General features: G+C 41.8%; 12 protein-coding genes. 8 read left to right on the top strand and 4 right to left on the bottom strand.

All coding sequences use genetic code 11. From position 1 onward, the window contains the following. Position 1 precedes the first annotated feature (1 nt). Positions 2–679, top strand: coding sequence for an NAD(P)H-binding protein (locus SAE01_RS13350; RefSeq protein ID WP_147204267.1), 678 nt, complete (start codon positions 2–4; stop codon positions 677–679). 292 nt (positions 680–971) lie between these two features. On the opposite strand, the gene SAE01_RS13345 is transcribed toward SAE01_RS13350, so the two are convergent. Both SAE01_RS13345 and SAE01_RS13340 read right to left on the bottom strand, forming a co-directional pair. After that, positions 972–3,059, bottom strand: a complete 2,088-nt coding sequence (locus tag SAE01_RS13345; protein WP_147204266.1) for an insulinase family protein — start codon at positions 3,057–3,059, stop codon at positions 972–974. 74 nt (positions 3,060–3,133) lie between these two features. Continuing rightward, positions 3,134–4,462 (bottom strand): M16 family metallopeptidase, encoded by a 1,329-nt coding sequence (locus tag SAE01_RS13340; protein ID WP_147204265.1) that lies wholly within the window; start codon positions 4,460–4,462, stop codon positions 3,134–3,136. Between the two features lie 207 nt (positions 4,463–4,669). On the opposite strand from SAE01_RS13340, the gene SAE01_RS13335 reads away from it, so the two are divergent. Both SAE01_RS13335 and SAE01_RS13330 read left to right on the top strand, forming a co-directional pair. Then, positions 4,670–5,494 (top strand): IolE/MocC family protein, encoded by an 825-nt coding sequence (locus tag SAE01_RS13335; RefSeq protein WP_147204264.1) that lies wholly within the window; start codon positions 4,670–4,672, stop codon positions 5,492–5,494. 176 nt (positions 5,495–5,670) lie between these two features. After that, on the top strand, positions 5,671–6,921 hold the full coding sequence (locus tag SAE01_RS13330) for a PQQ-dependent sugar dehydrogenase (RefSeq protein ID WP_147204263.1): 1,251 nt from the start codon (positions 5,671–5,673) through the stop codon (positions 6,919–6,921). A 26-nt stretch (positions 6,922–6,947) separates the two neighbouring features. Here the strand turns inward: SAE01_RS13330 and SAE01_RS13325 are convergent, their stop codons facing one another. Further along, on the bottom strand, positions 6,948–8,726 hold the full coding sequence (locus SAE01_RS13325) for a glycoside hydrolase family 127 protein (RefSeq protein WP_218029155.1): 1,779 nt from the start codon (positions 8,724–8,726) through the stop codon (positions 6,948–6,950). A gap of 515 nt (positions 8,727–9,241) precedes the next feature. Here SAE01_RS13325 and SAE01_RS13320 point away from each other — a divergent pair. After that, entirely contained in the window at positions 9,242–11,572 is a 2,331-nt protein-coding gene (locus tag SAE01_RS13320; RefSeq protein ID WP_147204261.1) for a glycoside hydrolase family 95 protein, read from the top strand. Between the two features lie 73 nt (positions 11,573–11,645). Here the strand turns inward: SAE01_RS13320 and SAE01_RS13315 are convergent, their stop codons facing one another. Continuing rightward, on the bottom strand, positions 11,646–12,680 hold the full coding sequence (locus tag SAE01_RS13315; protein ID WP_147204260.1) for a LacI family DNA-binding transcriptional regulator: 1,035 nt from the start codon (positions 12,678–12,680) through the stop codon (positions 11,646–11,648). A 309-nt stretch (positions 12,681–12,989) separates the two neighbouring features. On the opposite strand from SAE01_RS13315, the gene SAE01_RS13310 reads away from it, so the two are divergent. The 4 genes from SAE01_RS13310 to SAE01_RS13295 all read left to right on the top strand — a co-directional run bounded on the left by SAE01_RS13310 (position 12,990) and on the right by SAE01_RS13295 (position 20,631). Further along, positions 12,990–16,241, top strand: coding sequence for a SusC/RagA family TonB-linked outer membrane protein (locus tag SAE01_RS13310; RefSeq protein WP_147204259.1), 3,252 nt, complete (start codon positions 12,990–12,992; stop codon positions 16,239–16,241). Between the two features lie 18 nt (positions 16,242–16,259). After that, positions 16,260–18,116: a RagB/SusD family nutrient uptake outer membrane protein gene (locus tag SAE01_RS13305; protein ID WP_147204258.1), complete on the top strand. Its 1,857-nt coding sequence runs from the start codon at positions 16,260–16,262 to the stop codon at positions 18,114–18,116. 25 nt (positions 18,117–18,141) lie between these two features. Continuing rightward, the gene (locus SAE01_RS13300; protein WP_170234160.1) at positions 18,142–19,587 is read left to right on the top strand and encodes a pectate lyase family protein; all 1,446 of its coding nucleotides are present in this window, start codon (positions 18,142–18,144) and stop codon (positions 19,585–19,587) included. Between the two features lie 273 nt (positions 19,588–19,860). After that, a complete protein-coding gene (locus tag SAE01_RS13295; RefSeq protein ID WP_147204257.1) occupies positions 19,861–20,631 on the top strand; it encodes a rhamnogalacturonan acetylesterase in 771 nt (256 codons plus the stop codon). The last annotated feature ends 11 nt before the right edge of the window (positions 20,632–20,642 follow it).

Here is a 20,642-nt window from a genome sequence, read left to right as displayed (position 1 = left end):
TATGCAATCGTTAACTGCTGTAGTATTGGGTTCAACAGGTCTTATTGGTGAACAATTAGTGCAACAATTGTTAGATGATGTTGCTTTTTCAAAAGTAAGAATACTTGTCAGAAGACCCGTACAATTATCGCATCCCAAGCTGGAAGTCGAAATTGTTGATTTTAATAATCTTGCCGAATATCAATCAAAGCTTGGTAAGGGTGATTGCATTTTCTGTTGCATCGGTACAACCAACGAAAAAGTAAAAGGCGACAAAGCTGCTTATAGAAAAATCGATTTTGACATTCCTGTTAATGCTGCAAAGTTCGGCAAAGCGGCGGGCTTTACTACTTACCTGCTTGTTTCTTCTGTCGGCGCAAATGAAAAAGGGGCAAATTTTTATTTAAAGCTCAAAGGTGAAGTAGAAGCGGAAATTGCGGCTTTAGGTTTCACTGGTTTCCATGTTTTCAGGCCAAGTATTTTGCTTGGCCAAAGAAAGGAGTTTCGCCTTGGTGAAATGGTAGGAAAGGCGCTGATGCAGACCGCATCTTTATTTTTTGTGGCATGCCTGAAAAAGTACAAAGGCATACAGGCTGCAACGGTTGCGGCAGCTATGAGGCATGCAGCGGTTACGAGCAAGAAAGGTCTGAACTTGTATCATTATGATGAGATAAGACAAGCAGCTTTTTCTGGTAACTGATTGTACGGGGACGTTCTCTTTAGGTAGTGGTTTTTGTCACCAGCGTCCTGCAAAAATGGAGCTTTGGTTGCGACGCTCCGTTTGTCTGTAGATTTTCAATTAATCTTTTTTATCGCCTGTTAAATTTTGCAATTTTTAGAATCTGTTGAATAAAGGTTTGTAGAACAAGAGTGCGACGCAACGATGCTCAAGTAAGCACTTTTGGTAGGCCGAACAAACCACTAATGAGATAGGTGGCAACAAAAAAGGGAAGACGTTTATATCTTCCCTTTTTTACAAAATGAGCTAATTTTTATTGAAAGTCTGCTGCGGTTACTCCTTCATTTATTTTCACATCAGATGCCTTCATCTCGAGCACCTGCGTTTGGCCGCCTGCTGAAATAGTAAGGGTTTGCGAAAAAGGATACAAAATAGTGCCGGCCTTTTTATAATCACTATAATCCATCGTGGATGTGGCAGTCATATTATTAGTTGTCTTCGCTTCCTCTTTTCTCACCAGTAGTTTGGTGGCTACGTCGTAAAATTCTGTCTTCGTTGCACCTGTTGGATATGTAATAACAACTTTATAAGCATCGGAACCATTTACTTTTTCAGTGCCTTTTACTTCAGCTTTGAACGCCGGATTAGTCACGTAATCCATCTGCTCAAATAGCCCTGTTACCAAGTTCTTTTCCTTGATTTCTTCAGGTGTTAAATCTTTTTTGTTGCCCATCTGTTGCTGGTAGCCCGCAGTTCCATTGAAGCTGGTTTTCATAACCACGTTACCGCCCATCGACATCGTCGTGCTTTCCATGTTTGGTAGCATGTTTTTCGTCTGTACCTGCAAGTTCATGCCTTGCATCTGCATAGCCATAGTCGCAAAAATGGAATTTACTTTTTTCAAAGCGTCTGTTCCGCCAATTGCCTTCAAATAATCGTTGATAACATCAGCAGCTTTTACGTTAGCTGATGCTGCAGACTTAGCACCTTCGACTACAGGATTTGCATACCTGTCGTACATCTTAACCGCATAATTAAGTTTAGAAAGACCTTCCTTCATTTGAGAAGTATTGCCGACCACTACCACGCGGGTATTGTTGCTATTGAAATATTTTTGAGCTACTCTTTGGATGTCTTCTTTTGTTACCGCATTAATCCTCTGCAGGTAAGTTTTATAGAAATCTTTAGGCAGATTATTGATGAGAATATTTCTTGCAAATGAAGCTGTGCGAGCAGGATTCTCAAGGCCTAATGCGAACTGACCGTTATACAATGCTTTGGTATTTTTTAGTTCTTCGTCAGATACTTTCTCATTTCGAAGTCTTGAAATTTCATTTATGAACTCTACCACAGCGCTATCCGTCTTTGCAGTTCTAACGGCGGCTGAAGAAGTAAATAAATTCTGAAACCTTCCCGCTTGTACCGAGGAGTATGCGCCGTAAGTAAAGCCATGTTTTTCTCTAAGGTTATTGAACAACCGACTTTCTGAACCACCACCCAAGATTTGATTAGCGAGTAGAACAGCAAAGTAATCCGGGTTATTCATTCTGAGGTCAACCAGGTTAGTTACGGTAATTTCAGACTGAACAGCATTCGACATATCAATCACATCAATTTCAGTTTTTGCAGGATTAGGTACCGGAGTGAGTGTAGGCAATGTTAGCGCGCGACCTTTAAAAGGGCCAAACACTTTCAACGCTAATTGCTGTGCAACTTCTGGTTTAATATCTCCAATAAAAGTTAGATAAGATCTTGACGGAGTGATGTATTGTTGGTAGGCAGTCTTTACATCGGCCAGGGTTAAATTTTTTACCGTTTCTTCTGTTTCAAATTCTCCCAGCGGATGTTGCTTTCCATAAGCTAAAGCATTAACCATTCTTGCTGATACAGCTTTCACGTTTTTTTCATCTGCTTTCATTCCTGTTAAGGTCTGCGACTTCAACTTGTCAAAGGACTCTTGAGTAAAGGCGGGGCTCTTAACTGCTTTCCCCATCAGTTCAAACGCCTGGCTGAAATAGCGGGTAAGGGCAGTTGCATTTCCACCTGAGGAATTTAGACTTACTTCTGCACCAATTTTATCAACCGCCTCATCAAATGCGGCTTTCGACATATCCTTTGTTCCCTCGTTTAGCATCTGACCCATTAGAGACATTACACCAGCTTTTGACCCTTCTTTAATTGGCCCTGCATCGATGTAAAAGCTGGAAGAAACTCTCGGTAGTTTATGATCTTCGACAATCAAAACGGTTACGCCATTTGGTAGTTTATAGATAACAGGATCTTTTAGTTTGATTACCGGCGCTGGTCCGGGCTCTGGTCTTTTTGAACGGTCTATTTGCACCTGTGCCTCTGCACCGAAAAATAAAAAGGCAGTTGCGGTGAGTATTAAGAATTTTTTCATCAGTTTAAATGTTTTTGAACTTTGCTAAATCTTGTTCAAGTTTTAGCGGGCAATGTGGTTGATAAAATAAGAATTTATAGGCTTGCCTTTCCGGGCAGGTAGTATAAAACGACCCTGGCGTTCGGTTGCAAATACTTTTTCGCGGCATCCCTGATATCTTCCCTTGATACACTCCTGATCTTATCAAGTTCCTGGTTGATGTTGTTGGTATTCTTGTTATAAAACGTATATCCTTTAGCCAGGTTTTCTGCAACTCCAAGCATACGGGAGTTAGCGTTTACATAATTGTTTTCAAACTGGTTTTGGATCTTCTTATAATCGTCTTCGCTTATCAGGTTTGTTTGAAGCTTCACAATTTCTTCATCAACGTCTTTCAAGAGAACATCGAGCGGAGTATTGTTATTTGGTAAGGCATAAGTGATATAAGCGCCATAGTCTTCCAACACATAGTTGAATGCACCGACCTGCAAGGAGTTCTTTTTTTCATCGACCATTTTTTTATACAACTTCGAACTTGCTCCACCGGAAAGTATTGCAGAAATCATTTCCATTGCTGTCGCATCCTTACTCGTTAATCCCGGAACCCTATAGGCTGACATGATTGCGGGTATCTGTATATTGGCGTCGTAAGCAGTATCGACAATCATTTTTGTAATTGGCTGCTCTTCTGCTTTTTTATATTGAATTGGCTCACCCTGGGGAACTGGAGAAAAGTAAGCCGCAACCAATTCCTTAGTTTGCGCAACATCAATATCGCCTGCTATTGAAAGCACGGCATTGTTAGGAACATAATATTTTTTGAAAAAGGCTTTAAACTCTTCGAGCTTTGCCGCATCAAGGTCGGCCATTGAACCGATCGTTTGCCATTTGTAGGGGTGGTTGTAAAATAGCCTTTTGAAAATCTCCTCTGTAAAATGTCCATAGGGTACATTGTCGATTCTCAATCGCTTTTCTTCTTTAACTACTTCATTTTGAGTTCTAACACCCACTTCATTAATAACAGGATGCATCATTCTTTCGCTCTCGAGCCATAGACCAAGTTTTAGCTGGTTCGATGGAAAAACTTCATAATAAAAAGTTCTGTCCTGCGAAGTATTAGCGTTGTTTTCTCCGCCATTACTAGATACAAGCCTCATAAACTCGCCCCTCTTTATATTGTCGGTACCCTCGAATAACAGGTGTTCGAAAAAGTGGGCAAAGCCTGTTCTACTTGTTTCTTCATTTTTTGATCCCACATGATACATCACCGATACTGCGACAACCGGAGCCGACTTGTCCTCGTGCAGAATTACATGTAGTCCATTCGGCAAATCATACTCGGTAAATGCTACTTTTTGTGCGAGTCCTGCTGCCGATGCTAGAACGACGGCTGCTGCACTTAAAAGTGTTTTTTGTAATAACATACTATTTTTAGTTTAATTAAATGCTTATCTGTCTCTTTACGGTAGATGCTTTAAATGCGCCGGTTTCGTAAATAACAATTTTTCAAACATATTGATTTCTGCTTGTATTCATCATCTTACCTACACTTTATTTTATGAAGCCGCGGCGCCTTTTATATGGGCGGTAAATATTGAAGGATTGGTAAAAGATTAAAATACTATGAACAAATGACGATCAAAATATTAAGTCCCTTATGGGGGCACGAACACCTCGAGTACAAATTGTTTCTCGATAAAATGCGGGAGGCAGGATACGATGGTTTCGACACATGGGTGCCGGAAAACAGCAACGAGAAGAAGTTGCTGTTTGATTACCTGCAAAAGCATGAAATGTATATCGTCACCCACCAGCACCAGGCAGCAGGAGACACCTTTGAAGCATTTAAGTCCTCTTTTGCAAAAAATCTAAAGATTTGTGCAGAGCCTAAACCAATCCTCATAAATTCTCACACCGGTCGCGATTATTTCTCGCTCGAACAAAATCTTGAATTAATAGACATCGCACAGGAGTTTTCAGAAAAAACAGGAATAACCGTGGTACACGAAACACACCGGGGAAGAGTAGGTTACAGTCCTCAAATGACCAACGAAATCTTTCAAGCACGTAAGGAGTTTTTGCTCACTGCAGATTTTTCTCATTGGGTTTGTGTTACTGAAAGTATGCTGGAAAACTTTTCTGAAATCTTAGACGAAGCGATCAATAGAAGCAGGCATATACATACACGGGTTGGATTTGAGGAGGGACCGCAGGTGTCCGACCCAAGGGCTGAAGAGTGGGCCTATGCAGTAGAAAAGTTTTTTGGCTGGTGGGATAGAATTGTAGCAGTGAACGAAAAGGCAGGTGTCGAAATAATGCCGGTGACTACCGAGTTTGGGCCTAAGCCGTATATGCCATCCATTCCTTTCACAAATGCTCCTGTGGCAGACCAGTTTGAAATAAACTGTTACATGAAAGACTTGTTGCACACCAGGTATAAACAATATCGAAACTAATTTCCTTCTTCGAATAAAAAGAAAAGTCTTCCTGAAAGCTTCAAACTTTATATTCAAGACTAATCATTTTGCGTTCGCTGAAACCGTATTTTTGACAACAATTACTTAAACAAACAACGGTAGATTGAATGGCAACAGTTATTGCACATTTGACTTTTTACCTTTTTAAATGCTATATGAAAAAACTAATTATTAGACTAGGTTTTATTGTTGGATCAATTGCATTGACAGTTAATCTACAGGCTGCTCCACCGCGTACACCTACCGCAAATTTTGCTGATAGCTCTGCCGCAAAAATGCAATTACCAGCTGGTTTTACTGCAACGATTGCCTTCGATAGTCTTGCAGGTGCACGGCATATGGCTGCAAACAGGCAAGGAGGCTTATATGTAAAGCTTTCGAAATTGAAAGACGGGAAAGGAATTGTTTATTTAAAAGATACAAACGGAGATGGCAAGTTTGATCAACAAACTGCTTTCGGTGATTATCCCGGCACTGGTATTTTCATTAAGAATGATTACCTGTATGCTTCTTCAAATGACGATGTGTATCGTTATAAACTAGATGGCAAAGGCGAGGTGATCAATGCAAATCAACCGGAAAAAATAATTGTAGGACTAGTCAATAGAAACAGGGATAATGCAAAGTCTATAACTGTTGATAACAATGGTAATATTTATGTAAATGTCGGCTCCTATATCGGTGCGTGCCTTATTGATCCTACATCTAAGGTCGCTCCAAGTCCTTGCCCGCTTCTTGACTCGGTTGGTGGCATATGGCAGTTTAAAGCAGATAAGTTGAACCAACAATACAAAGACGCAGTTCATTATGCTACGGGCTTTAAGCATGCCGTTGGTCTTGATTGGAATTCCAAAACGAATTCTTTGTTCATCCTCGAGCACGGTCGGGATCAGTTGCACGACCTCTTTCCACAATACTATTCCGCAGAACAGGCCAGCATGTTACCAGCAGAAACTATGTATGAAGTAAAGAAGGGTTCTAATGGTGGCTGGCCATATGTTTACTATGATCATTTCCAGGGCAAAAAAGTACTTGCACCAGAATATGGTGGCGATGGAAAGAAAACACGGGCCGAAAAGGCACAAGATCCGGTTGTTGCTTTTCCGGCGCATCTCGCTCCAAATGGATTGTTGTTCTACAGCGGCAACAAGTTCCCGCAGAAATACCAGGATGGAGCTTTCGTTGCTTTTCATGCAAAATCTGCCGAACTGCAAAAAGGTTATTTCGTGGCGTTTGTTCCTTTTAAAAATGGAAAGCCTTCTGGTAAATGGGAAACGTTTGCAGAAGGTTTTTCAATTGATAAAGACATACACAAACCATGTGGTTTAGCAATGGGACCAGACGGATCGCTCTATGTATCGGACGATGCTAAAGGAACAATTTATAAAATTCAGTACAAGCAATAGTTAGAGCACTGTTTCGTACGGCTTATTTATTCTGTCAATTTTTTTCTAGGATCAAGCAACTGCGGAAACCAGACACGGAAACGAGAGTCTTCGCTGTAGGTATTACCTGCGGAAGAATAATCGCAAAAGGTTAGAGATACGGGTTTTCCGCTTGCTTCGGCTCTATATGACCCGACCATGCAGGGTGTTTTAAAGCTCATCCAAATACTTTCGTTGTTGATTGACGGAACCATTTCCAATGGTACAAAACCATCTTTTGTAAGCAAAGGAGTGATTGTTTCATCCACATCAGCATCACCGGTCATTCTTTTGTCCCGGGCTAAAACAATAGGACCGCGTAGAATAGCCTGGTAAGAAGGAAGCCCTGCAATTGTTTCAAGCCGTCCGCGCATATCTAGGGTGAGGGTGATTTTATCTCCGGTTTTCCAAACTCTTTTGACTTGAGCAAATTTTCCCGGTGGTACATTCTCTATAGCTTCTCCATTTACAGTCAGCGTTGTTTTATTGCTCCATTCGGGTATCCTGATGTTTACATCAAAAGCTTCAGGTTTGGATATTTTTACTGCCAAATTAATTATTCCGCCAACCGGATAATCGGTTTCCTGTACCAACTCAATTGTTTGTTTCCCGGGAGTTTTTGCTTTGTATACACCAGGACTAAAAAAGTTTACAGCTATTCCATCCTGATCCGACATGACGGTTGTAAGTGGCAGCGTAAACAGACCTCGCGGTCCACTGGCTACACAACAGTTCAGGCCCATATGACATTGGTCCTCGCCCTCATTTCTGATACCGAGAATAGGAGAATATTTGGCCCAGCTAGAGCCATCAGGTAACATTGATCCGAGTAAGGCATTATAAAAAGATTTTTCAATCGCATCTGCATATTTCGCTTCACCTGTCAGCCTCAGCAATTGCTGGCTTAGTTTTATCCACGTGGCGGTAACACACGTTTCCTGGTAGTGCATAGAAATCAATGGCTGTAGTTTTTTTCCGCCAAACCAGGCTTCCATACTTGAGCCGGAGCCGGCGACGTTTATTTCGGTGTTTTTGATATTTTCCCAAACTTTTTCCACCGCAGTTCTATATGCCTCCTTGCCAGTTAACCTGTACAACTCGAGCAACCCTTCGTAACACGACATCATTTCGTACGCCTTTTGTCCCTGCTCATAACCAAACCAGTTTTTCTCAGGTATAGGAAAACGCTCGCCTACATTTACATCCGCTTTCGATATTAATTGCGGACCATTCGGAGACTCCCATTCGCTTACAATTTCTTCAGCAAAGTCAAGATAACGTTTGTCGTTAGTACGGGCATAGAGCATTGTAATTGGTTCAAGAACCGAGCTTGCAGCCATGCCACGATGGTTTCCTTTTTGAACGATTTTTACGTTTTTATAAGCGAGTTCGTTCATCAAATGATTGGCGACTTTGCCTGCTGCCAATAAACTTTTTTTATCTCCAGTAAGATCATAGTAAGACAAGAGGCCAAGCATACAATACTTCCTTCCCCAAATGTCCCATTGCTCAAGGTGCTTTGCGTCGGCGTAATTACCAATATACCCATCAGGCGTTTGTGTTTTAATTAGCTCCGCAACCGCCGCATCAATTTTTGATTTAAGCGAGGGATCACGACGATAGTTATAAGCCTGAACCGCAGAAGTAAACCACTTACCCCAGAACTCTGATTGCCAGCACCTGTCTTCCGTTCGGTTTTTAAAAGGTTCAATCAAACGATTAACATCTTGTGCGAGAATTCGATTTTTATAAGAAGCATTTAATCTTTGTCCCACAAAGCCTGTCATTGAAGCTGATTCTGCAGGACGGAATTTGTCTTGAATTTTCGATGATAGTGCTGTTTGGGAAAACGAGGTTGTCGATGTCAAAGACAGTGTGAATAGAACGCTCAGTATTGCGGATTTCTTATAGAACATATAGCAAGTTGGGGGTAGGTGAATTTTATAAATAAATATAGCGATCTTATTTTTTGTGTAGCCTTTAGAAACGCAGCACCTGCGTAGCTTTCTTCTAATGAAAGTTTTTGCTGAGGCTAGTCAGTTTGCCATCGCTCCATATATATCAAATCGTATAAGAGTGCGACGCAACGAGGTGCAATAGTAGCAATGAAGCCCGGTCGATAAAATTACTTTTGACATTTTTAAACAACTTTTCAATAATAGATAAAATTTGACTTCTGTTGGCTGGAAGAGCTGTAAAAGTTGCAATGATGGCCAGAACGAGATTGGCTTATTTTCGTGCATAATACCGTGCAATACTTATTGCTGATAAATTCTACTATTGGTTTTTATAAAATTATACGATGAACAACGCCCGTAATTCCTGCTCTTTTTTATTTGTTCTGCTATTTTCATTCTTACTACTTACTAGCAAGTCAGTGACAGCGCAGTTACAAACAAAGCAGCAAGATTTAAACCTGTGGTTTGCGCGCCCTGCAGCGAACTGGAACGAAGCTTTACCGGTAGGAAACGGGCGGCTAGGTGCAATGATTTTTGGAGGAGTAAACGCCGAGCGACTTCAGTTAAACGAAGAAAGTGTATGGACAGGTAAAGATGTTGATTTTGTAAATCCCGGGGCAAAAGCAGCGCTGCCGGAAATAAGAAAACTACTTTTTGCAGGTAAATATGCAGAAGCGCAAAAAATGGCAAGGGAGAAAATGATGGGAAATAAAAGTGTTGAGAGCAGCTACCAAACTCTGGGTGATTTGTTGTTGGATTTCCAGCATCAAAGAGGAGAGGTGTCTAACTATCGCCGTGAACTTGATATCGACTCTGCTGTTGCACGAGTTACTTATAACTGGGGCAATACATCCTTTACCCGCGAAATTTTTTCAAGTGCTCTTGACCAGGCAATCTTTGTCCGGCTATCAGCCAGCAGGCCAGGGTCAATAACTTTTGGAGCCAAGCTGCGAAGACCAGGAAACAAAGCGAAGTTCGAGGCTGCGAATGGTGAAATAATCATGAGTGAACATGTGGGGAATGGGGTAGGAGTGAAAATGGTAGCGAGGTTGAAAGTAATTAATGAAGGCGGTACAGTTGCGGTGGCCGGAGATAGTTTGAAGATAGAAAAAGCAAACAACGTTTTATTATTAGTAACGGCAGCTACGGATTATAGAGGAGGCGATCCGGTAAAACAATCAGGTGTTCAGTTAGCTGCAGCAGCCAAAAAGAGTTACGATTTGGTAAGGAAGGATCACGTAGCGGACTACCAACAATTTTTTAAAAGAGTAGACCTTGACCTGGGCGAAAGTGACGGTTCATATTTCGCAACCGATGCAAGAATACTGGCGATGCAAAACGGTTATGAAGATGCAAGATTGATCCGGTTATACTACCAGTTTGGCAGGTATCTGCTCATCAGCAGTTCAAGACCGGGAGGTTTGCCGGCTAACTTACAAGGAATTTGGGCCGATGGTTTGTATCCGCCATGGGGCGCTGATTACCATATCAACATTAATATCCAGATGAATTACTGGCCGTCGGAGATCACCAACTTAAGTGAACTGCATATGCCCTTCCTGCAATTTTTAAAAGAGCTGCAGCCCGACGCAAGAAAGACAGCCAGGGATATGTATGGAATTAAAGGAACCGTTGCGCACTTCTCCACCGATCCCTGGCATTTTACGGAACCATATGGAGAGCCACAGTGGGCCATGTGGCCGACAGCTTTTGCCTGGGGCTGCCAACATTTCTGGGAGCATTATTTGTTCACGGAAGACAAACAATACCTGGGTGAGTTTGCTTATCCCATCATGAAGGAGGCCGCACAATTTTGTGTAGCGTGGCTTGTGGAAAATCCGCAGACAAAACAATTGGTATCAGGTCCTTCCATTTCGCCTGAAAATAGATTTATTACTAAAAATGGCGATACTGCAACTATGGTGATGGGGCCAACTATGGACCATATGATTATCCGTGACTTATTATCTAATACGATTGAAGCTGCCCAGGCTTTAAAGAAGGATGGGGCTTTTATAAAAAAACTGCAAGACATACTAAGACGCCTGGCGCCGACAAAAATTGGAAGCGACGGCCGGATAATGGAATGGACCGAAGAATTTAAGGAACCGGAGCCCGGACACAGGCACATTTCCCATTTATTTGGATTATACCCCGGACGGCAAATCAATAAACAACAAACGCCGGAGTTATTGCAGGCTGCACGTAAAACAATTGATTATAGGTTGGCTCATGGGGGAGGTCATACGGGTTGGAGTCGTGCATGGATCATTAACTATTTTGCCCGCTTGCAAGATGGAGAGGCTGCCTATGAAAACGTACTGGCCCTATTAAGAAAGTCTACTTTGAATAATCTTTTTGACAACCATCCACCTTTTCAAATTGATGGAAACTTTGGAGCAACGGCCGGTATAACAGAAATGCTGTTGCAAAGCCAGGCAGGTGAAATACAATTACTTCCCGCTTTACCAAAAGCATGGAAAAAAGGTTATATCCATGGAATAGTTGCGAGAGGTGGTTTTGATATCGACCTTGACTGGGAAAACGGGCAGCTGAAGCAGGTGAAACTCTTATCCAAAAACGGAAATACTGCTAACGTTCGCTACGGCAATAAAACGATCACCATAAAAACGGAAAAAGGGAAAAGCTATGTGCTCAATGGAAATCTTGAGTAAACGGAAAGTGTCAAAATTTTGGAGGCAACACTAAGAATACCGAGGTAAAGGTTTCAATCTTTTATACACAGTTTTACTTATTTCTCGAAGTTGAATCTCTTACTATTAATTCTGTTTCGAGCACACACCGGGTAAATTCCTGAACAGGTCTTTTGCTTTCAATCACAGCTAACAATAGTTCGATCGCAGTTTGTCCCATCTTAAAAGCCGGTTGCCTTATAATGCTGAGCGATGGATTTAAGAACTCAGTAAATTCTCCATTCGAAAAACCAATTAGCCCCATTTCTTTAGGAATTGAGATCCCTTGTTTTTGCAGAAAACGCAAAGCTCCCGTTGTTAGTTTGTCACTTAAACCTATGATGGCATCCGGGCGTTTTTCTAAGTTGATGAGTTCATTCATCGCCTTTTCTGTTTCGTCGGCGTGTACTCCGCCGTGATTGCAATATTTAATCAGGTCTTCGTTTACCAATTCACCGCTGTCTTCAATGGCTTTTTTGTATCCTGCGATCCGTTCTTTAGTGATGGACAGATGGGCGGAATTGGTGAGGCAGGCAATTGTTTTATAACCGTTTTCAATCAGGTGAACAGTCGCTTTATAGGCACTATTAAAGTTGTCTACCATTACCAAATGAGTATCCATTTCTTCACTTACGCGGTCAAAAAAAACAATAGGCAAACCTTTGTAAAAAAGTTTTTTCAAGTGCTCCATGTTTTCCGTCTCCGAGGAAACTGAGATAATCAAACCATCAATAGAGCGGGAAGCAAGAAATTGTAGATCGGTTACTTCCCTTTCGAACGATTCATGGCTTTGGGAAATAATGACATTATAACCTTTATTGTAAGCGATAGACTCGATACCATTAATTACCTGGGAAAAAAAACTGTTTGCTATCTCACAAACTACTACCGCAATCGAACGACTTCTTTTTTCTTTTAAACTTAATGCAATAGGATTCGGTGTGTAGTGAAGTTTTTCAGCGCATTCAAGTACAATTCTTTTTGTTTCAGCGCTTATCTCATAACTATCTCTTAATGCACGCGACACGGTTGATGTTGAAATGCCTAGTTCCCTGGCAATATCTTTTATCGTTACAGCTTCAAACTTCATAAATCAAACAGAAGAGATATTTACTTCCAAATCTAATTCTTTTAGCCCGAACGATAAATTGGGCGCAAATCATTGAAAGCACGGAAGGGATTTGATTAGAAAATTTTGGTGTTTTAGTCGGGAACGATTGCGTAAAATTAAAACATCCTATAACACTTCATTAAGCAAAATTGCTCTAGAATTGTTGCAGTAACGGTGAAGTTTGTTTGCTGATTTTTTCTGCAAATTCGTTTGAGGTATTCTACTTGTGTGTTTTAAATAACAGCAAATCTTACAAGCTTTTACTCTTTTCTAAACATTGCTTAACTTATGAAACTGAAATTTAGTCTCTCACTTATTTTGATTCTGCTAGCTGGTTTTGCCTTCGCGCAGCAACGAATCAGTGGCCGTGTTAATAAGGCAAATAGTAATGAAGGAGTACCCGGCGTAACAGTATCTGTAAAGGGTGGTAAAGCTTCTTCTATTACTGATACGGCAGGTCACTTCACCATCACGGTTCCTAATGCAAATGCTACTTTGGTTTTTACAAGTGTTGGATTTGCAAAAAGAGAGTTGACGTTAAGTGGTAGCACAACTGCAAATATTTCCCTCGCCGAAGAGCCGACCACAATGAATGATGTTGTGGTAATAGGTTACCAAAGTGTAAGACGAAAAGATTTATTGGCATCTGTTTCTTCAGTGGGTGCAAAAGATTTGAAAGACATTCCTATAAACAATGCGGCAGAAGCGCTAAACGGACGATTGGCCGGTGTAACTGCTACGACTTCAGAAGGCTCGCCGGATGCAGCTGTAAGAATAAGGGTGCGTGGTGGTATGTCCATCAGTAGTCAACCCGGGGCAAATGATCCTTTATATGTAATAGATGGAGTGCAGGTAGAAAATGGTTTGGCTACCATTTCTCCGCAGGACATTCAAACTATTGATGTGTTGAAAGATGCTGCCGCGACAGCCATCTATGGTGCACGTGGGGCAAACGGCGTTATTGTAATTACAACAAAATCCGGCAGGGTTGGCAGAACCATTGTTAGTTATAATGGACTGGTAGGAGTAAGGAAAATTGCCAGGAAACTAAACGTGTTAGATCCTTACGAATTTGTTCTTTATCAATCAGAAAGGTCAAGGGGTAGCAGCACCGATAGTACAAGTTTTGCCAGGAACTTTGGTACTACCTGGGATACCCTTACGAATTATAAAAACCTTGCGCCCGTAGATTGGCAGGACCAGGTTTTCGGAAGAACGGGTATGACTCAAACTCACAATTTATCTGCAGTCGGTGGTACGAAGGCTTTTACTTATAGTTTTGGATACACCTATAACGATGATAAGGCGATTGTACTTAACTCAAGCTTTAAAAGGCATTTGCTGAATTTTAAAGGGAATTATAAAATCACTCAAAATTTATCGGCGGGCATTAGCACCAGGTACACATTACAAAATGTGTTTGGTGCAGGCGTATCATCAGAGGCTGGATCAGCTTATAGCAGGTTGCGTAATGCCGTAAGATATCGCCCATTCTTATCAGCTAACCAGGATCTGGAAGACCAGGACCCTTTGGCAGATCCTAACGCAGGTAATAACCTCGTGCTGATTAATCCCATACTACTTGCGAATTCAGAATACAGGAAAAGAACGACTGATGCTTATAATGTTACCTTAAACGCAAGCTATAATATTGCAAAGAACCTGACTTTCAGATCGACCTTCGGCTTTGACAGAAACAAGGTAGTTGACAGGCAATATTTTGATACTGTTAGTTCTTACTCTACTATTCAAGGTGGTAAAAAGCCGATCGCAGGTTTAGATACCACTGAAAGAAAAATTTACACTAACTCAAACGTCCTAACGTATTCGATAAAGGGCTTTAAGCAGAATCACAATTTTGATTTCCTGGTTGGGGAAGAAACTTATGATTTGAGGAACGTTTCTCAATCAAGTCTTTTCCGCAATTACCCTTTATTTACTGCGTATGATGTAGCGTTTAAGCAAACAAGTCTTGGAGTACCGTTTGCCGGATACCCGCAACTCGGCGAAACACGGTATACCAGTTTGTCTTTCTTTGGTCGTGCCAGTTATTCCTATAAAGACAAATACCTTTTCTCGGCCAACCTTCGACGTGATGCGGCTTCGAAATTCGCCCCTGATCAGAGATGGGGATCTTTCCCATCGGGATCAATTGCGTGGAGGGTTAAAAAGGAGAAGTTCCTCGAGAACGTAGACTTCATCAACGAAATGAAATTGCGCTTTGGCTTCGGTACAATCGGTAACAACCGTATCCAGGATTATTTATACCTCACTACCTTTTCTAATAACGGAAGCAGATTCTATGGCATAAACAACCAGGCTGTTAACGGTTACTATCCCGTCTCACTTGTAAATCAGAATCTAAAGTGGGAATCTACCGTTAACCGTAACTATGGTGTAGACCTTACTTTATTTAAAAACAGGTTAGACCTTAGTGTTGATTATTACAACAACAGTTCTAAAGATTTATTGCTGGCAGTTCAAATCGATCCAACATATGGTTTTACTACACAGCAGCAAAACATAGGAAAGACTTCCAATAAAGGTGTGGAGGTACAGTTGAATGCAACCATACTTCGCAAGACAAACGGTTTGAATTGGTCAGCTAACTTCAATATCGCCCATAATAAAAATACTGTCGTTGCTCTCGGACCGGGACAGGAGTTTTTCTATCCCGCTGCTAGCTGGGGAGTTTCAGGGCAACCGACAGATTACATTGTAAAAATTGGGGAACCTGTAGGCGCGATGTACGGATTGGTAACAGACGGTTTCTATACAGTAAACGATTTCAATTACAACCCTGCTACGAGTGTGTACACTTTGAAGACAGGCGTAGTAAATAATTCAGGAGTAATTGGAGGTCCTACTCAACCTGGATCAATCAAATACAAAGACCTGAACAACGACGGTGTAATAGACCTTGATCGAGACAGAACGATCATCGGGAATCCAACTCCTAAATTCACCGGGGGTTTAAATCAACAGTTTAGCTATAAGGCGTGGGACATGAGCTTGTTTGTTAACTTCTCTTATGGCAACGATGTCTACAATGCTAACAAGATCGAGTTTACAAATGGATATGTCAACAACTCAAACCTGCTCGATATTATGCAAAACCGCTGGAGAACAGTAACGGCAACCGGGCAGACTGCACAATGGGTAGGAGGTACATCAGCTGCTCCGATTGTTTACGGTATTGCTCCTGAGCAACTTTCAGCATTAAACGCCAATGCTACGATCTGGCAACCTTTGCGGGGTACAGGTGCTTTTTATCCTCACTCATGGGCAATCGAAGACGGATCATTTCTTCGTATAAATAACCTGACTGTTGGTTACAGCTTTCCTGCAACAAAAGTTGCCAAGCTACATATGAGCAGGTTAAGGTTTTATCTAACGGCAAACAACCTGGCGGTAATAACGAACTATACCGGTTTTGATCCCGAAGTAAGTGTACGCAACAATCCACTGACACCTAATCTGGATTACTCTGCTTATCCAAAAAGCAGGAGTTTCATCTTTGGCATAAATGCTTCTTTTTAATTCTAATTTTCCTTTCATATGAAATCGAAATATCTAAATAAGTTCAATAAAATAACTGCTTCCTTTTGTTTGATACTGGTCTTAGGCAGCTGTAAAAAATACCTGGATCAACAACCCATAACGGATGTTGGACCGGAAACTGTTTTTAGTGATGTCAATACAACGTACCAGGCCATCATTGGTGTGTACAGCCGACTGGTAGGAGACGCTGGTTATGGTATTCGTTTGAGTCTTTACTATCCCTTGGATAACGATGAAATGCAGGGCCCTACAGGTAACGATGATAACGACAGAAGAGATATAGCTCGCTTTAAGCCTTCTCCAAGTAATGCCCAATTATCCGGTCCTTTCAACCAGATATTCCAAGGCATTGCCTACGCTAACACTTGCATAGATAGGATTCCTAAAATGGCCATGTATACCGGTGGAACCGAGCAACAAAAAAAGCAACTTCAAAGAATGCTCGGCGAAGCACTGACACTGAGAGCACAGTATTATTTTGAAGCAATACGTAACTGGGGCGATTTACCCATTCACTTTCTGCCTTCTTACGAGCAGGCGTCTGAAGATCCGTTGCCTGTAAGAGTAAACAGGGATACTCTGTATGCGCAAATCATTGAAGATTTAAGGGTGGCAAGTGACCTGGTTCCCTGGCGCAACGATCTTGCATCCATTGGAGATGCGCCTAATGAAAGAATTACAAAAGGAGCAGTAAAAGGTTTAAGGGCAAGGATCGCTTTATATCGTGGTGGCTACTCATTGCGTCAACCCGGAGGTATGCAACGAAATGCAGACTATCTTAAATTTTACCAGATTGCAAGGGACGAGGCAAATGATATTATGACCTCTGGCCAACACACTTTAAACCCAAGCTTCCGTGCACTATGGAAAGACCAGGTAGGTGCGCGTGTTTCTGCAGATCCTAATGGAGAATTAATGTTCCAGGCAAGCGGTATTGGGCAAGGAGGTGCTGAGGATACTAAGCTTGGTTATTATAACGGTCCTAGAGTTAACAACCTGGGTAATAGCAGCGTGAACCCGTTGCCCACATATTTATACTTGTTTGACTCCACTGATACAAGACGTGATGTTACCATTGCACCTTACAACGTTGCCGCAGATGGACAAACAAAAATAGGACAGGCGATAACCGCAATGAATGATGGTAAATATCGTCGTGACTGGATTTCAAATCCTGCAATAGAGCCGGTCAACCAGGTGCAGTATTTTAGTTTGAAGTGGCAAATTCTTCGTTACTCTGATGTGCTATTAATGTTTGCCGAAGCGGAGAACGAATTGAACGGCCCAACTGCTGCTGCCTACAATGCAATTAATATGGTTAGGAGACGTGGTTTTGGTAAGCCGTTAACTACGGCCGATGCTACCGTTGATCTTCCTGCCGGTTTAAGTAAAGCTCAGTTTTTTGCTGCGCTTGTGAGAGAAAGATCATTGGAATTAGGTGGTGAAGGCGTGAGAAAATATGATCTTATCAGGTGGAATTTAATTTCTACTGCAATCACCGAAACGAAGGCAAACTTGCTAAAAATGTCAACCGGCACGGGAACCATTTCTTATAGCTATATGGCAAACCCGCCTCAGTATGCTGCTAATATTTCAAACCTTCCTACAGCTATGTATTACAAAAGAACATCTACTGCAGACAATGCGAGTATTTGGAGTAATTCATACTATACAAAGGCTCCGACAGCTACACCTTCAGGTACCACAAGTGTTGTATGGGTAACTGCAGCAATCAACACAGTGGCAAATGCAAGGTTTGCAACCGGGTTTACACCAAATAAATCAGAACTGTTGCCCATTCCACAGGCTGCAAGAGATGCGAATCCTAATCTTACCCAGAATCCGGGTTATTAGTATTTGCTCCTAAAAATTTAAATTAATGATTGAAAAACTGCTATTACTAGCTACATCTATTTTCTATATAACAACATTACCTGGTTGTACTCCGGCAATTTCTGCAGCAAAAAGTATAACCGGTAGTGTTGCTACAAGTGATAGCAATATTGCCTTTCCCGGAGCAGAAGGCTTTGGGAAATATACTACCGGTGGCCGCCACGGTAAGGTACTTATCGTAAGCAACCTCAACGATAATGGACCGGGTAGTTTACGAGAAGCAATTCGGGTGAAAGGGCCACGCATAGTTGTCTTTACAGTTTCCGGCACCATTCACCTCGAGAGTAAACTGGCGTTCACTTCTGACCTTACTATAGCCGGGCAGTCTGCGCCGGGGGATGGAATTTGTTTGGCAGACTATCCCGTTACACTTTCCGGTAATAATATCATCGTTCGCTATATGCGTTTTAGGATGGGGGATAAAAACCAGAAAGGCGGGATGGTGGCCGGTAACGGCGGCGATGATGCTTTCGGTGGAACTCATCGTAACAATATAATCGTTGACCATTGCTCGATGAGTTGGAGTACCGATGAAGTTTTTAGTGTTTATGAGGGCGACAGCACCACGCTGCAATGGAACCTGATCTCTGAGCCACTTAATTATTCCTACCATTTCGAGAACGGCGATAAAGACTTCGAGCATCATGGATACGGCGGCATTTGGGGAGGACGACGTACTTCAGGTCACCACAACCTTTTTGCTCATTGCGCTAACCGTACTCCGCGTTTTGATGGTATCAGGAATATTCCTGAAGAGTTTGTTGACTTTAGAAATAATGTGATTTACGACTGGTCCAGTAACAACGTGTATGCAGGTGAAGGTGGAAAGTACAACCTGGTGAATAATTACTACAAGCCCGGACCGTCCACCCACGCCAACGTTTCATCCAGGATTCTTAATCCTTATAAAAAACCACCAACTATACCTTATGGAAAATTTTATGTTGATGGAAACTATGTAGATGGAGCGGATGATGTAACTAAAAATAACTGGAAGGGAGTTGTAATGAATGATGGATCTGTAGCCGATGCAGAACAGGCAAAAGCGGGCACAGCTTTCCCGGCGGAGCAAGTGCAAACCCAAAGTCCAACAGAAGCATATTTACTAGTATTGCAATATGCAGGAGCTAGCCTGCGCCGCGACACGCTTGATGAAAGAATAATCAATGATGTAAAAAATAAGCAAGGACGGCTAATCGACGTACAAGGAGGCTTTCCCCATGGCACGCCTTACGAACTCACCGTAAATGCATGGCCTACTTTAAAATCCCTACCAGCCCCCACCGATACCGACAAGGATGGAATACCGGATGAATGGGAAAAGAGAAACGCTTTAAATCCTAACGATCCAACTGATGCCACCATAAGCAAATTGCATAAACACTACACAAACATAGAAGTGTATCTCAATAGCTTGGTGCCGAAAGCGTAAACGAGATAAGAAAAAGTAAGACAGTAAGGTAGTAAGTTAATAGTGAATGAGACAACAAGTGAATAAGTCAATAAGAAACGACAACAGTTCTTGCATAAGGGACATCAGCCGGTTGGGTGCTAAGCGAAGCGAAAGCATTCTGAAACATGCGTAGCAGTTTCAGAAACAAGTGGGTGGAGTCCTGTTGCAAGAACGAAGCCCAGCGGCTTGAGCTTTGATTAAAAATTGAACTGTTTTTACAATAAGGCAAAAGGTCTGAACCAAATTAGAGATATGCGAATTCGTCTGATAAGGAAGCTGGTTATGTTGGTAAGCATCTTCCTAATGTCATTTGCCATCCATCAAAAAAAGCAAACAAAAGTCTACCTCATTGGAGACTCTACAATGGCTAACAAAGAGGTAAAGGCTTTTCCTGAAACCGGATGGGGAATGCCATTCGCGTACTTTTTTGATTCTACCATAGAAATCGATAACAGGGCTAAAAATGGTCGAAGTACAAAAACGTTTATTACCGAAAATCTTTGGCAACCCATCGTTGAAAATCTACATGAAGGAGACTATGTCTTCATTCAATTTGGACACAACGATGAGGTAAAAGAAAAAGTGGGCAGTTATACTACCCCTGAAGAATACAAAACCAATCTAATAAGATTTGTAACGGAAACAAGGGGCAAAAAAGCGCTTCCCATATTGCTAACTCCCGTTACCAGGAGAAGGTTCGACTCTACCGGCCATATGGAGAAAACTCATCCCATCTATTCTGAACTTGTAAAGGAAGTTGCTACTGCCTACAAAGTTCCATTCATCGATATGGATACCAAGAGCCGCGAGCTTCTGCAACAATTTGGACCAGAAAATTCAAAATGGTTATTCATGCAGCTAGAGCCCGGAGAACATCCTAACTATCCTGAAGGACGAAATGATAATACTCATTTCAATGAATTTGGTGCCCGCAAGATGGCTCAACTTTTATTGAAGGAATTACGTGGATTAAACCTTCCACTCACCGATCATATCCGTCCGCCTCTCGCACTCAAAAAGTAGGGTTTAAAGGT

This window comes from Segetibacter aerophilus, from assembly GCF_007991655.1.
Classification (GTDB): Bacteria; Bacteroidota; Bacteroidia; order Chitinophagales; family Chitinophagaceae; genus Segetibacter; species Segetibacter aerophilus.
This window is presented reverse-complemented; position numbering and strand designations above follow the sequence as displayed.

What these genes read in the sequence shown, in the direction of transcription:
- SAE01_RS13325 (WP_218029155.1), bottom strand. Translation starts at nt 8,726, where the DNA reads ATGACAGGCTTTGTGGGACAAAGATTAAATGCTTCTTATAAAAATCGA.
- SAE01_RS13340 (WP_147204265.1), bottom strand. Translation starts at nt 4,462, where the DNA reads ATGTTATTACAAAAAACACTTTTAAGTGCAGCAGCCGTCGTTCTAGCA.
- SAE01_RS13330 (WP_147204263.1), top strand. Translation starts at nt 5,671, where the DNA reads ATGAAAAAACTAATTATTAGACTAGGTTTTATTGTTGGATCAATTGCA.
- SAE01_RS13335 (WP_147204264.1), top strand. Translation starts at nt 4,670, where the DNA reads ATGACGATCAAAATATTAAGTCCCTTATGGGGGCACGAACACCTCGAG.
- SAE01_RS13345 (WP_147204266.1), bottom strand. Translation starts at nt 3,059, where the DNA reads ATGAAAAAATTCTTAATACTCACCGCAACTGCCTTTTTATTTTTCGGT.
- SAE01_RS13315 (WP_147204260.1), bottom strand. Translation starts at nt 12,680, where the DNA reads ATGAAGTTTGAAGCTGTAACGATAAAAGATATTGCCAGGGAACTAGGC.
- SAE01_RS13350 (WP_147204267.1), top strand. Translation starts at nt 2, where the DNA reads ATGCAATCGTTAACTGCTGTAGTATTGGGTTCAACAGGTCTTATTGGT.
- SAE01_RS13305 (WP_147204258.1), top strand. Translation starts at nt 16,260, where the DNA reads ATGAAATCGAAATATCTAAATAAGTTCAATAAAATAACTGCTTCCTTT.
- SAE01_RS13320 (WP_147204261.1), top strand. Translation starts at nt 9,242, where the DNA reads ATGAACAACGCCCGTAATTCCTGCTCTTTTTTATTTGTTCTGCTATTT.
- SAE01_RS13310 (WP_147204259.1), top strand. Translation starts at nt 12,990, where the DNA reads ATGAAACTGAAATTTAGTCTCTCACTTATTTTGATTCTGCTAGCTGGT.
- SAE01_RS13300 (WP_170234160.1), top strand. Translation starts at nt 18,142, where the DNA reads ATGATTGAAAAACTGCTATTACTAGCTACATCTATTTTCTATATAACA.
- SAE01_RS13295 (WP_147204257.1), top strand. Translation starts at nt 19,861, where the DNA reads ATGCGAATTCGTCTGATAAGGAAGCTGGTTATGTTGGTAAGCATCTTC.